At 70.7% G+C, this 13,385-nt stretch carries 11 protein-coding genes and 1 tRNA gene; 6 read left to right on the top strand and 6 right to left on the bottom strand.

Annotated elements, in window-relative coordinates:
* Positions 1-360: 360 nt before the first annotated feature.
* From JFN87_RS27310 to JFN87_RS27295, 4 genes are all read right to left on the bottom strand, one after another.
* Positions 361-816 carry a hypothetical protein gene (locus JFN87_RS27310; RefSeq protein WP_245181975.1) on the bottom strand — a complete coding sequence of 152 codons (456 nt, stop codon included), beginning with the start codon at positions 814-816 and terminating at the stop codon, positions 361-363.
* A complete protein-coding gene (locus tag JFN87_RS27305) occupies positions 813-2,519 on the bottom strand; it encodes a right-handed parallel beta-helix repeat-containing protein (protein WP_209344153.1) in 1,707 nt (568 codons plus the stop codon). Before JFN87_RS27305 ends, JFN87_RS27310 begins: the two co-directional genes overlap by 4 nt.
* A 188-nt stretch (positions 2,520-2,707) precedes the next feature.
* Positions 2,708-2,780 (bottom strand) — tRNA-Arg (locus JFN87_RS27300).
* Between the two features lie 56 nt (positions 2,781-2,836).
* The gene (locus JFN87_RS27295; RefSeq protein WP_209344151.1) at positions 2,837-4,036 is read right to left on the bottom strand and encodes a glycoside hydrolase family 3 N-terminal domain-containing protein; all 1,200 of its coding nucleotides are present in this window, start codon (positions 4,034-4,036) and stop codon (positions 2,837-2,839) included.
* 164 nt (positions 4,037-4,200) lie between these two features.
* On the opposite strand from JFN87_RS27295, the gene JFN87_RS27290 reads away from it, so the two are divergent.
* The 3 genes from JFN87_RS27290 to JFN87_RS27280 all read left to right on the top strand — a co-directional run bounded on the left by JFN87_RS27290 (position 4,201) and on the right by JFN87_RS27280 (position 7,078).
* Complete coding sequence (locus tag JFN87_RS27290) at positions 4,201-4,656, top strand: MarR family winged helix-turn-helix transcriptional regulator (protein WP_209344149.1); 456 nt, start codon at positions 4,201-4,203, stop codon at positions 4,654-4,656.
* Positions 4,657-4,859: 203 nt separating this feature from the next.
* Entirely contained in the window at positions 4,860-6,515 is a 1,656-nt protein-coding gene (locus tag JFN87_RS27285; RefSeq protein ID WP_245181991.1) for an MFS transporter, read from the top strand.
* Positions 6,491-7,078: a cysteine hydrolase family protein gene (locus JFN87_RS27280; protein ID WP_209344147.1), complete on the top strand. Its 588-nt coding sequence runs from the start codon at positions 6,491-6,493 to the stop codon at positions 7,076-7,078. The genes JFN87_RS27285 and JFN87_RS27280 overlap by 25 nt, the downstream gene beginning before the upstream one ends.
* A gap of 80 nt (positions 7,079-7,158) precedes the next feature.
* Here JFN87_RS27280 and JFN87_RS27275 read toward each other — a convergent pair whose 3' ends face one another.
* Complete coding sequence (locus JFN87_RS27275; RefSeq protein WP_209344144.1) at positions 7,159-8,526, bottom strand: M6 family metalloprotease domain-containing protein; 1,368 nt, start codon at positions 8,524-8,526, stop codon at positions 7,159-7,161.
* Between the two features lie 308 nt (positions 8,527-8,834).
* Here JFN87_RS27275 and JFN87_RS27270 point away from each other — a divergent pair, with 308 nt between their 5' ends.
* A complete protein-coding gene (locus JFN87_RS27270; protein ID WP_209344143.1) occupies positions 8,835-9,500 on the top strand; it encodes a TetR/AcrR family transcriptional regulator in 666 nt (221 codons plus the stop codon).
* 295 nt (positions 9,501-9,795) lie between these two features.
* Positions 9,796-11,364 (top strand): DHA2 family efflux MFS transporter permease subunit, encoded by a 1,569-nt coding sequence (locus JFN87_RS27265; protein WP_209344141.1) that lies wholly within the window; start codon positions 9,796-9,798, stop codon positions 11,362-11,364.
* 92 nt (positions 11,365-11,456) lie between these two features.
* Here the strand turns inward: JFN87_RS27265 and JFN87_RS27260 are convergent, their stop codons facing one another.
* Positions 11,457-12,011 (bottom strand): GNAT family N-acetyltransferase, encoded by a 555-nt coding sequence (locus JFN87_RS27260; RefSeq protein ID WP_209344139.1) that lies wholly within the window; start codon positions 12,009-12,011, stop codon positions 11,457-11,459.
* Positions 12,012-12,172: 161 nt separating this feature from the next.
* Between JFN87_RS27260 and JFN87_RS27255 the strand changes: the two genes are divergently transcribed.
* Positions 12,173-13,168: a sigma-70 family RNA polymerase sigma factor gene (locus tag JFN87_RS27255; RefSeq protein WP_209344136.1), complete on the top strand. Its 996-nt coding sequence runs from the start codon at positions 12,173-12,175 to the stop codon at positions 13,166-13,168.
* Positions 13,169-13,385: the final 217 nt, after the last annotated feature.

Genomic DNA, 13,385 nt, shown 5'->3' with positions numbered 1-13,385 from the left:
CCGCCCTCGTGGGCGCGCACCGTCGAGCCCTGCCAGTCGAGCCGGGGATGGGTGACGCCGCCCTTGCCCGCCGCGGTGGTGGGGGCCGCCGCCGTGACGTCGTGCCGCGTGGGGGTGTGCGGGGCCGGGGGAGCGGAGGCCGCGGCGGCCGGGGCGGAATCGACGGGGTCGGGGCGGCAAGCAAAGAAGCGGCCTTTCGTGAGGCGGGAGCGGTGAAGTGCACCCGGATGATCACGTGCAGGTGCATGTTCCACCCACGAGCGGCCCGAACCGGCGCACGACGGCGACCTCGACCGGAACGGGTGACGCTGACCGCTTCCCGCCGGGCAGCCGGCGGCAGGCCGGGCCCGAACCCGTCTGTCAGAGGACGCCGGTCAGACCCTCGATCGCCTTCTGGGCCCACTCCTGCGTGCCCGCTGCCGTACCGGCGACGACCCCGGTCGCGACCGGGGCCAGCACCCCCTTCAGCACGGCGAGCGCGCGGCGGAGCACCCCGCCCTGAGGCGCGTCCGGGCGGGCGATCGTCGCGAGCACCTCTCTGGCGGCAGACTCGGCGTCCTCCCGGTCCTGGCCCGCGAGGCCTGCCCGTGGCAGCTCCCTCAGCAGGTTGGTGACCAGGGCCGCCAGAGCCTCGAAGCCCGGGGCGACAGCGCCGTTGTTCTGCTGGTTCTGGCTGACCGTGCCGTTGTTCCAGGCGAACTGGGAGCCCGACACCCCGGCGTTGAACACCGGCCCGTCGTAATTGCTGATCTGCGGCGGCTCACTCTCCGGTTCGTTCTCCGGCTCGTTCTCCGGCTCGTTCTGCGACTCAATCACTCCTTGGCACCGTCCTCGCTCGTCCGCTGCTGGATGGCATTGACGTTGTTCCACGCCAACTGGGCGCCGTGCACCGCTTCGTTGAACACCGGGCCGGCGTAGTTGTTGATGATCGTCGTCGGACCTTCGGCCGGCGGTGCGACCAGCTTGGTGATCGGCAGCGACGTGCGGAGCGACACGAGGCTGACGAGGCCGTTGTGCTGAACGGCGACGCCCTGCGATCCGCTCACGGAACAGTTCGCGAGGCGCCCGCCGCACGTACCGTCGAAGTGGGCGCCCCCGGCCGCGCAGTCGGCGAACTCGCTGTCCACAACGTCCACACGGGCGGAGTGCGTCCCGTAGAGGCCGAACGCCTCCGAGCCGGTCACGGTGAGGTTCTTCGCGACGAGACGCGCCTTGCCGAACGCGATGACCCCGCCGGCGCTCACCGCCTTGACCCGGCAGTCGTCAACGAACAGCTGGGCCTCCTCGCCGACGCCGAAGCCCAGGGGCCCGCGCTCCGCCACCACGTCCCTGAGCGTCGCACGGGACTGGCCGATGGTCTCCACCGCGGACATGTCGAAGTCGAGGAAGACCGCGTCGGTGACGTCGGCCGTGGTGCCTCCGTTGCCCCGGGTTTCCAGGCCCACCGGGCAGCGCTCCACGCGGACGTGCTCGAACGTGGCGCCCGACTCGTCGTGGACCCGCAGCGCGACGCTCGTCAGGTCGGTGACCTCTACCTGTACGAAACGGCCCCTGGCGGCGTCGATGACCGCGATGCCGACGTTGCCCCCGAGGATGCGGCAGCCGCGCACCTCGGGCGCCCCGCCGTCGGTCGACAGCACCGCGACGTTCTTCGCGGCGTGGATCTCGCAGTCCTCGAACCGGCCGCGCCCCGAGGTCTGGACGTTGATCCCGGTGTCGCGGCACTCGGTGAGCACGCAGTCGCGCACCACCGGGTCGGCGCCGCTCGCCACCGCGATGCCGTGTTGGGCGCCGGTGACGCGCGTGCCGGCGACGGAGCCGCGGGACCGCTCGATGAACATGACCGCTTCGGCCTGCACGGCGTCGATCGCGCAGTCGGTGACGTCCAGTTCGGCCTGGGAGTCGGCCATGACGGCCGCCCTCCCGGTGTCGGTCAGCCGGCACCCGGCGACCCGGGCGCGCGCACCGCTGACCCGCACACCGTGGATCGCGCTGCCGCCGATCCAGCTGTCCTGGACGGAGACGTCGGCGCCCCTGATGGCGGCGACCGCGTTGTCGGTGGCGTCAGTGAACCTGCACCGCTCGACCAGCCCGCGGGACCCGTCGAACAGGACTCTGCCGTGCAGGACCAGGCTGTCCCGCAGGGTGACGGAGGTGTTCGGCCTGGCGTGCACGCTGACGCCGTTGTGCGCGCGGATGTCCGTGTGTTCGAGCGTGAGAGTGCCCGCATGGCACCCCACGACATCGGCGTCGCGGCCGATCAGCATGAGGCCGTGCACCCGCACGGCCCCGAAGGCGTCGAGCACGGCGCCCCCGGTCCGGCTCACCACCACGGACCCGGGATCGCCGAGCGCCACCAACTGGACGTCGCCCCGGACGGTGAGCGCCTCCTCGTAGAGGCCGGGCGCGATCTCGATCACCGCCGGCCTGCCCCGCCCGGCGGCAGCGGCGAGCGCGGACGTGATGTCGCGGTAGGCACGCCGGCCACCGCGCGGCGAGACGAAGTACCTGGCAGCCACTCACGCCCCCATCGGCGAGCCAACGAAGCCCCCGATGCTACCGGAGCCCCCGGCAGCGGCCCGCCCGCTCAGCAGCGCCCCCGCGGCAGCACCCCGTCGGACCCGCCATGCCCACCACGACGCACACCGCACATGCCGGAGCCCTCCCGCCCACTGGACGGAAGGGCCCCTGACCTGGTGTTTCCCTGTGCCCCCGGCAGGATTCGAACCTGCGACACCCGCTTTAGGAGAGCGGTGCTCTATCCCCTGAGCTACGAAGGCGCAGCTACAGCGTAGCGGATGTGAGGTGGTGGGGGCGCTTGGGTTGATCGCGCGGCTCAGTGCCTGGCCTTCACCCCCGACAGGCTCTCGCGGAGCCTCGCGATCCGGTGCGTCGCCGCGTCGAACGAGCTGCTCGTGATGGTGGAGTCGGCCAGCGCGTCCACCAGGCCGCTCACCGCGTCGCGCCCCTGGTTCACGTCGCGTGCCGAGCAGAGCAGCAGGTCCATTCCCGCCTGCGCGGCCAGCGCGGCCCGCTGGGCCGTCGTGTACGAGGAGCTGATCGCCTTCGCCTCCAGGGCGTCCGTCACCGTGACGCCCCTGAAGCCGAGCCGGCCACGCAGCTCGCGCTGGATGATCTTCGAGGACAGCCCCGCGGGGTTGTCGGCGTCCAGCGCCGGATAGACCGCCCAGGACAGCATCACGAGCCGCACGTGCGCGTCGAATGCCGCCGTGTACGGTGCCTCGTCCACGGATCGCAGTTCGGACAGCGACTGATGGAGCGTCACCGGGCCCAGGTCCGTGTTCTCGTCCGTGGCGGCGGCGCCGAGGCCGGGGAAGTGCTTGGCCGTCGCCGCGACGCCCGTCTTCTGCTGGGCCCTGACGAACGCGCCGCCCAGCGTGGCCACCTCGGCCGGGTCCGACGAGTAGGACCGCTGGAAGCGGTCCGCGAAGTCGCCAGGCTCCCGGAACACGTCGAGCACGGGGGACAGATTGACGTTCATCCCGACGCCCGCGAGGTTGCGCCCGGCGCCCGTGCCCGCGTCGGTGGCGGCGGCCTCCGGGTCGCTCGCCTCGCCGACCTGCTTCTCCGACAGCGTCGGCGCGCCCGGCAGGCGCCGTACCTTGCCGCCCTCCTGGTCCGTCATGAGCAGGAGCGGTGCCTTCACGGGGCTGCGGTCGTTGGCCGCGTTCAACTGCCCGATGACGGAGGCGATCTGGCCCTCGTCGGCGATGTTCTCACCGAAGAAGATCACGCCCGCCACCTCCCCGCCGCTGATCGCCGAGAGCAGGCTCCCCGGCGGCGTCAGGCCCGGGTACGAGTAGATCACCCGCTGCCCGGCGCGTTGCCTGGCCGTCAGCTTGGTGGCGGGCAGGGGCCTGGGCCTGGGGCCCGGGTTCTTGCCGCGGACGATGGGGGAGGTGGGGGAGGTTGCGGCCTGGGCGGCGCCCCCGCCGAGCGCCAGGGAGGCGACAGCCGCGCCCGCGGCGGCGAGCACGGTGCGGCGCGGAGTGGGTGGCTGGTTGGGGATGTCCATGGGTGCAGGGTGAAGGATTCCTTCACTCGATCACAAGAGTCTGAAAGTTATTTTCTGACGTGTCGCCGTCACACGCTGTGATATTCGCATGTGCGCAATGCCGCCATGCGCCATTGCAGCCCCGAAGTAGTTACGGCCAGTTGATAAGCCTATTGTTACTAAATATGGATGAGGATCTGTCCGTCTCGGCGGCGGACGACGCGGCCCAGGCCGCGGCAGCGCTGCGGCTCGCCGTCGCGCGCATCGCGAGGCGGCTGCGGCAGACACACGCCGTCGGCGACGTCACGCTCTCGGAGGTTTCCGTCCTGGCGAGGCTGAAACGGGACGGCGCCGATTCGCCGGGGTCGCTGGCCGAGCTCGAGCGTGTACGGCCGCAGGCGATGGCCACCACGCTCGCGGCGCTCGAGGAGCGCGGGCTCGTGCGGCGTGCGCAGCACGCGGCCGACGGGCGGCGTGCGGTCATGACCGTCACGGACGAAGGGCGGAAGGTGCTGATGAACCGGCGGTCCGAGTCGGTGCGGCGGCTGACCGACGTGCTCGGTCAGGAGTTCTCGCCCGAGGAGCGGCGCGCGCTCGTCGGCGTGCTGCCCCTGCTCGACCGGCTGGCGGAGCGGCTGTGAGCGGCGAGGGGGCATCCGGCGGAGGCCCGTCCGGCGGCGCCACGTCCGGCCGTGGCGCGAGCGCGGGCGGCGCCACGTCCGGCGGCGGCAAGAACCGGCCGCCGCGCCTTCCACGCGCGCGGCGCACGCGCGACTCGCCCGTCCCGGCCAACTACAAGTGGATCGCCCTCTCCAACACCACGCTCGGCGTGCTGATCGCCACGATGGACGCGTCCATCGTGATCATCTCGCTGCCGGCGATCTTCCGCGGCATCGGGCTCGACCCCCTCGCGCCCGGCAACATCGGCTACCTGCTCTGGATGATCCTCGGCTACCTCCTGGTCTCGGCCGTCCTGGTCGTCGTGCTGGGCAGGCTCGGCGACATGTTCGGCCGGGTCAAGATCTACAACCTGGGCTTCCTGATCTTCGCCTGCGCGTCCGTCGCGCTCTCGCTCGATCCCATGATGGGCGGTGGGGGCGCCCTCTGGCTGATCCTGTGGAGAATCGTTCAGGCATTCGGCGGCTCCATGCTCACCGCCAACTCGGCCGCCATCCTCACCGACGCGTTCCCGTCAAGGCAGCGCGGCATGGCCCTCGGCATCAACCAGATCACCGCGCTCGCGGGCCAGTTCCTCGGCCTGCTCGCGGGCGGGCTGCTCGCCGTCATCGACTGGCGCGCCGTGTTCTGGGTCAGCGTGCCGATCAGCGTCACCGGCACGATCTGGTCGTATCTGAGCCTGCGCGAGACGGCGACCGGCAGGCGCGGCAGGATCGACTGGTGGGGGAACCTCACCTTCGCCGCAGGCGCCGGGATCCTGCTGGCCGGCATCACGTACGGGATCCAGCCCTACGGCGGCGACGCCACCGGCTGGGGCAATCCGATGGTGCTGACCGGTCTCTTCGGCGGCGCCTTCCTCCTCGCGCTCTTCTGCTTCATCGAGACGCGCGTGAAGGACCCGATGTTCAAGCTCTCCCTCTTCCGCGTGCGGGCGTTCGCCGCGGGCAACCTCGCCGCCCTGCTGACCGCGATCGCGCGCGGCGGGCTGCAGTTCATGCTGATCATCTGGCTGCAGGGCATCTGGCTGCCGCTGCACGGCTACGACTTCGAGAACACGCCCCTGTGGGCCGGCATCTTCATGCTGCCGCTGACCTGCGGATTCCTCATCGCCGGGCCGATATCCGGCTACTTGTCCGACCGGTTCGGCGCCCGCTTCTTCTCCACGGCCGGCGTGCTCCTCGTCGGGGCGACCTTCCTCGGCCTGCTCACGCTGCCGGTGAACTTCAACTACTACCTCTTCGCGCTGCTGCTGCTGTTCAACGGCCTCGGCCAGGGCATGTTCTCGTCCCCCAACACCTCGTCGATCATGGGCAGCGTGCCGGCGGAGTACCGGGGCGTCGCCTCCGGCATGCGCTCCACCTTCCAGAACTCCGGTACCGCCCTGTCCATCGGCGTCTTCTTCTCGCTGATGGTCTCAGGACTCGCGTCCAAGCTGCCGGCCACGCTCAGCTCCGGCCTCCAGAGCCAGGGCGTCCCGGCCGGGACCGCGCACCAGGTCGCGTCGCTGCCCCCGGTCAGCACGCTGTTCGCGACCTTCCTCGGCAACAACCCGATCCAGCACCTGCTCGCGCCCACGGGCACGCTGCGGAAGCTGACCAGCGACCAGCAGCACACACTGACCGGGCACAGCTTCTTCCCCCAGCTGGTCTCGGGACCCTTCCACCACGGCCTCGTCATCGTGTTCAGCGTCGCCGCCGGCATGGCGTTCGTCTCCGCGATCGCCTCGGTGCTGCGCGGGCGCCACACGCGCGACGACGACCCGTCCACTCCCCGCGGGAACGAGAAAGGAAAGCCGGAATGGCGAAAAGCGCCCTCCTCGTAATGGACGTGCAGCAGGACATCGTGCGGCGGTACGCCGAGGACGACGGGTACCTGCCGCGGCTGCGCCGGGCCGTCGACGCCGCGCGCGCGTCGGACATTCCGGTGATCCACGTCGTCGTCGGGTTCCGCGTGGGACACCCCGAGATCAGCGCGCGCAACAAGTCGTTCGGCGCCATCGCGAGCGCCGTCCCCGCCGGCGAGCGCGCGGGGTTCGCCGCGGGTGACCCCGGCGCCTCGATCCACCCGGAGGTGGCGCCGGACGACGGCGGCATCGTCGTCACGAAGAAGAGGGTCAGCGCCTTCGCGGGCAGCGACCTCGACATGGTGCTGCGCGCGGGCGGGATCGACTCGCTCGTCCTGACGGGGATCGCGACCAGCGGCGTCGTTCTGTCGACGGTCCGCCAGGCCGCCGACCTCGACTTCCGTCTCACGGTGCTCGAGGACGGCTGCCTCGACGCGGACCCCGAGGTGCACCGCGTGCTGACCGGCAAGGTCTTCCCGCGCCAGGCCGAGGTCGTGACGATCGACGAGTGGATCGCGTCGATCGCGTCCGCCGCCGCGTAGGTCGGCACCGCGACGCGCCGGCCAGGGCTACGGGGCCGGACTGGGCTATGAGGCCGGACTGGGCTACGCGCCGGCCGGAGCTACGAGCGCGTCACGCGCACCGTGTACGCGCCACCCGCGTCCTTGGAGACCACGGAGATCGTGATGCCGGCGTCCTTGTCGGTGAAGGTCTGGCCCGGCTTGTACGTCGCGTCCGACAGCTGCGTCTCCACGTTCGGCAGCCGGGTGCAGCCCTCGCTGTGCTTCGTGCTGTCGGAGACCGCGATGGGGCCGCGCCCCGTGTCGACGGACGCGTCGACGTGGTAGATCAGCACGCCCGGCCGGCACACGGCGTCGTCGTTGCCCGCGTGTGTGCGTACCTCCACGGCGTACCCGGCGTTGTGCGAGACCGGGACGAAGATCAGCTTGCGGCCGCCGGACGTCTCGAGCGGCTTCAGTTCGCGCTCCATGGTTCCCGTGGACGAGGCGCAGCTGACCTGGTCGTCGTCGAGCCAGCCCAGCTTCCACTTGTGCCAGCCGAGCAGGTCGTTGTCGGCCCCCCAGTCCTCGGACATGATGTCCCAGTGCCCGACCGACCCGCCGCCGCGCGTGGTGTAGAGGTCGGGCAGGCCGAAGGTGTGCCCGTTCTCGTGCGGCAGCACCCGGTAGCCGGTGTGCTTGTACGAGCCCGAGCCGTCGTCCTGGCGGCTGTAGACGAAGGACGTGTTCGACAGGGGCACGCCGTCCGCGTGCGGGGCGTCCTTGTTGCCGGAGAACGTCACCGAAAGCACCGTGTCGAGCGCCGACGGGCCCGCGTTGGGCGTCACCAGGATGTTGATCAGGTCGTACTTGCTGAAGTCCACCTGCGGATCGGCGGTCGCGACGATGTCGTTCACGAGCCGGTGGTAGCCGGGCTCGTAGGGGGACCCGCGGTTGATCCCGTAGGCCTTGAACGGTTTCGGCATGCGCAGCCAGTGCGTGATGGGCGCTTCGGGGCGGTAGTCGAGACGGCCGTACGAGGCGGTCTTGAACCACTGGGTGGTCTGCGGGAAGAACTCGTGGAAGCGGTCCATCGCCGTGCCCTCGCCCGGCGCGTCCGGGAAGTCGATCATCAGGTTGAGCGCGTGGATCTCGCCGGTGGAGTGCGCGTACCCGGAGCTGGTGGGCACCCCTTCGGACAGCTGCACCGTGGTGGAACGGCCCGAGCTGATGCGGCACGGGCCGAGCACGGCGTCGCCGCGGGCGGATATGGAACCGGCCGAGGCGCGGCTGGCCACGGGCGTTCCGCTCGCGGTGGTCAGGCCGGCGAAGGCGAGTGCGGCGAGGCCGGCGAGTACGCCGACGCGGCGGTGACGGGTCAGGCGGTGCGCCCCGCGACGCCCGGCCGGACGGCTGCTGGAGGGGACGTGGTCGGGGACGTGTTCCCCGTTGGCTGTGCGCGGTCTACGTATCCGGCTCCTTCGCTGCATGCGGTCGCCCTTCGGGTCCGCGGCAGTCGGCCGTCCTGACTGCTCCCTGTTCGATCACCCTCGGCCCGTCGGCGTGTCGCCGCTCGTTGAGTACGCCGATCGTGGGCTTCTCGGCGATGTGATCCAGTTCACAATCAACTCGCGAAATAACTGGGGAGGTCTTCCCCGTTTGCACGAGTGTCCGCAGAAAGCGGGGAGGCGATCCCCGCTTACGGACCGAGTACAGAGAGTGATCACCCAGCGGTGGCCACGGACACCACGAACACCCGATTCCGGCGCGAGCGCCGGAACAGACGAGGAAGGCCGGCATGAAGACCGCGACCCGAACCAGCACGGAGACCGAGGCACGGCGCGTCACGCGTCCGCGCGCCGACGCTCTGCGCAACAGGGAGCGGATCGTGTCGGCTGCCCGCGAGATGTTCGTGGAGTACGGGCCCGAGGCCCCGCTCGACGAGATCGCCCGCCGGGCGAGCATCGGCAACGCCACGCTCTACCGGCACTTCCCCGACAGGTCCGCTCTGCTCGTGGAGGTCGTGCGCAGTGTGCTGTCGCGCGCGGCCGACGCGGCCGAACGGGTGGACGCGGAGGAACCGGACGCGTTCGTCGCGTTGTGCCGATTCGTGCACGAGGCGGCGGACGAGCGCATCGGCGCCCTGTGTCCCCTGCTGTCCGGGGCCTTCGACGCCCACCGGGCCGATCTGGACGCCGAGCGCACGCGCCTGGTCGGCACGATCGAGGAGATGATGGCACGCGCCCGGCAGGCCGGAAGGCTCAGGCCGGACGTGGGACACGGCGATCTGATGATGGCGCTCTCACAACTCAGCCGCCCGCTGCCCGGTACGGGCTGCACGGACATCGACCGGTACACCCACCGGCACCTGCAGCTCTTCCTGGACGGCCTCGAAGCTCCTGCCCGGTCCGCTCTGCCCGGCAGGTCCGCGACTCTGGAGGATCTGCGCCGCGCCACCCCCTGACGCGCCCTGACCCAGGCACACAGCGAACGAAAGACGCGAACCGAACCGGCCCGACCGGGGTCGTACCAGCTACTCCTGCCCTACGCGGGACTGCCCACCGCAGCCCCGCACGACCACCTCGGCACGCACGCCGCGGCGGACGGCCCGCAGCCGTCCAGGAGCCGTACGCGTACCGGGACCACGTCGCCCCGTGACCGGGGGCGGCGGCCCACACACCACACCTCTCGTAAGCGCGGCAGCGTCGCCAGTACTTACGTGCGCTCTCGCCCTTCCGCACCCTTAGGTGGATACCTCCATGTCAACAACCCTCGAAAGCGGGTCCTCGCGGTCCGCTTCCCCCGACCGGGGAGCGTCCAACCGCTGGAAAGCGCTCGTCTTCATCGCGCTCGCCCAGCTGATGGTCGTGCTGGACGCGACGATCGTGAACATCGCGCTTCCGCACGCCCAGGTGGACCTGCACATATCCGACGCGAACAAGCAGTGGGTCATCACGGCCTACGCGCTCGCCTTCGGCGGGCTGCTGCTGTTCGGCGGCCGCCTCGGCGACCTGCTTGGCCGCAAGCGCATGTTCGTCACCGGCCTCTTCGGCTTCGCCGCCGCCTCCGCGGTCGGCGGTGCCGCCGCCAACGAGGCGATGCTGCTCAGCTCTCGCGCCGCGCAGGGCATCTTCGGTGCCATGCTGGCGCCGGCCGCCCTCTCGCTGCTCGCGACGACCTTCATCGATCCGAAGGAGCGCGCCAAGGCGTTCGGCATCTTCGGCGCGATCGCCGGTGGCGGCGGCGCCGTCGGCCTGCTGCTCGGCGGCTTCCTCACCGAGTACCTGAACTGGCGCTGGACGTTCTTCGTGAACATCCCGTTCGCGATCATCGCCGCGCTCGGCGCGTTCTTCGTGATCAGGGAGCCCGCGGGCGGCCGCAACCGCAACCCGCTGGACATCCCGGGTGTCGTCCTGGCCACGCTCGGCCTCGTCTCGCTCGTCTACGGCTTCACCCGCGCCGAGTCCGACGGCTGGTCGGACACGATCACGATCGGCCTGTTCGTGGCGACAGTCGTCCTGCTGGCCGCGTTCGCGTTCGTCGAGTCGCGGGTCAAGGCCCCGCTGCTGCCCCTGCGGGTGGTGACGGACCGCAACCGCGCGGGCGTCTACTCCTCGCTCGGCCTCGCCATCATCGGCATGTTCGGCCTGTTCCTCTTCCTGACCTACTACCTCCAGGTCGTGCAGGGGTACTCCGCCGTCAAGACCGGCTTCGCGTTCCTGCCCATGGTCGCGGCCATGATCACCGGATCGACGCAGATCGGCGCGCGGCTGATGAACAGGGTGCCCGCACGCCTGCTGATGGGCCCGGGCTTCCTGCTCGGAGCGATCGGCATGCTGCTGCTGACGCGCCTGGAGGTCGGCTCCTCGTACGCGGGCGTCGTCCTGCCCGGCATGGTCCTGCTCGGCCTCGGCATGGGTACGGCCTTCATGCCGGCGATGTCCCTGGCCACGTACGGCATCGAGCCGCGTGACGCGGGCGTCGCATCCGCGATGGTCAACACGTCGCAGCAGGTCGGCGGCGCCATCGGCACGGCGCTGCTGAACACGATCGCGGCTTCCGCGACCGGCACCTACCTCGCCTCGCACCACGCGGCCGCGGCCGCCGGTGCCGCGGGCCAGAAGCTGGTCCAGGCACAGGGGCTCGTGCACGGGTACACCACCGCCATCTGGGTCGCCGTCGGCATCCTCGCCGCGGCCTCCGCGATCGCGCTGACCGCGATCAACGCGGGGCGCCCCGGTGCCGTGACGGTCGGCTCGTCCGACACGAAGAAGGCGGAGGGCGAGATCGAGGAGGAGGCAGCCCAGCTGCCGGTCTCGATGCACTGAGCCAGTACCGCGGAACCACGTATCCGCCTCACGACGCCGCCCCGGCACCGCACGCACGCGGTGCCGGGGCGGCGTCGTCATGCCCACGGCACTCACCGGAGGCTCGGTGTGTGGCGCTGGCGGCCGCCGCCGAGCGGCTTCTCGTACCAGGCGACGTCCCAGTACGTGCCGAACTTCCTGCCCACCTCCGCGTACGTCCCGACGTGGCGGAAGCCGAAGCGCGCGTGCAGCCGCGAGGACGCCTCGTTCGGCTGCGTGACGCCTGCGTACGCGCGGCGCAGGTCCTCGCCCGCGAGCGCGTCGAAGAGCGCCTCGTACAGCAGTGAGCCGATGCCGCGCCCCGTGGCGTCCCGCGAGCAGTACACGCTCACCTCGACGGACGTGGAGTACGCGGGTTTCGCCCGGAAAGGACTGCTCGTCGCATAACCGAGCACACGGGTGGACGGGACGTCCTGAGCAACCAAGAGGCGGTGCGGGCCGTCTTCAGGGTGGGAGCGCAGCCACTCCATGCGCCCTTCGGGGGTGAACGGAACGGTGTCGAAGGTGATGGCCGTCTCACGCACGTAGTGGTTGTAGATGTCCACGAGCGCCGCCACATCGGCCTCCACCCCCGGCCTGACGTGCATTTCTGGCGATGCGGACGGCATGGGTCCCCTCCCCTGGGGTATGTGCGGCCGACAGGGTACTGCATGATCACGAAAATCGTGGAGGAGATGGGAATTCTGTCCGGATTCCAGGCGTTCTTACCGGTGGAAGCAGGGCACCCGAACGGGTGTCGCGTCCCACTCAGTCCAGCAAGGGAGCTCGCATGGCAACCCGTGCCGTCGCCCGTCGCACTGCCCCGCGCGGAACGACAGAGGCGAACAGTGTTCGCGCTACTGGCGGGGAGATCGCCGACCGCGACCTGGTCGGCATGTACCTCGACGAGATCGCGCGGACCCCGCTGCTCGACGCCGCAAGGGAGGTCGAGCTGTCCCAAACCATCGAGGCAGGAGTCTACGCCCGTCAGATCCTCGACGGCGAGGTGACGAGCGAGAGCGCCGGCGCGTCCCACGAGGAGCTCGAGGCACTGGTGGCCGAGGGCGAGCGCGCCAAGGACGTCTTCATCCGCTCCAACCTGCGCCTCGTGGTCGCCGTGGCCAGGCGCTACCCGCGCAGTGGCCTGCCGCTGCTCGACCTCATCCAGGAGGGCAACGCGGGCCTGGTGCGCGCGGTCGAGAAGTTCGACTACGCGAAGGGCTTCAAGTTCTCCACGTATGCCACGTGGTGGATCAGACAGGCCATCACGCGCTCCATCGCCGACCAGTCCCGTACGATCCGCCTGCCCGTCCACCTGGTCGAGGAGCTCGGCCGGATCCGCCGGGTGCAGCGCGAGTTCAACCGGGAGAACGGCAGGGATCCCGAGCCCGAAGAGGTGGCGGCGGAGCTGAGCTCCACCCCGGAGCGTGTCATCGACGTGCTGGACTGGGCGCGTGACCCGGTCAGCCTGAACATGTCCGTGGACGACGAGGGCGACACGCAGTTCGGCGACCTGCTGGAGGACACCTCGGCGGTCTCGCCCGAGCAGTCGGTCCTCACCCTCCTGCGCAGCGAGGAGCTGGACGACCTGATAGGCAGGCTCGACCAGCGCACGGCGTCCATCATCAAGATGCGGTACGGCATCGAGGACGGCCGCGAGCGCACGCTGACCGAGGTCGGCAAGGAGCACGGGCTCACGCGCGAGCGGATCCGCCAGATCGAGAAGCACGCTCTCCTCGAGCTGAAGAAGATGGCGAGGGACACGGGCTTCGACGCGGCGGCGTGACGTGCGCGCCCGATACCCGTAGGGTCGACCACACAACGGCGGTTCGCCGCTGTCCCAGAACGAGCCCCGGTGCCAACCCCCCCCAGGCGCCGGGGCTCTCTGCTGTGCTCATGCCGTCTGCGGGCCGCCGGTCTGTGTTTGCGGGGCCGCGCCGGGCGCGGCAACCGTGCCGGGCGCGGCCCCTGCCCCGGCCGCGGCGACGACTCCTGCCCCGGGC

It is taken from the genome of Streptomyces montanisoli (assembly GCF_017813245.1).
In the GTDB taxonomy this organism is placed as follows: Bacteria; Actinomycetota; Actinomycetes; order Streptomycetales; family Streptomycetaceae; genus Streptomyces; species Streptomyces montanisoli.
The sequence above is the reverse complement of the archived record's forward strand: the minus strand, read 5'-3'. Positions and strand labels throughout refer to the sequence as shown.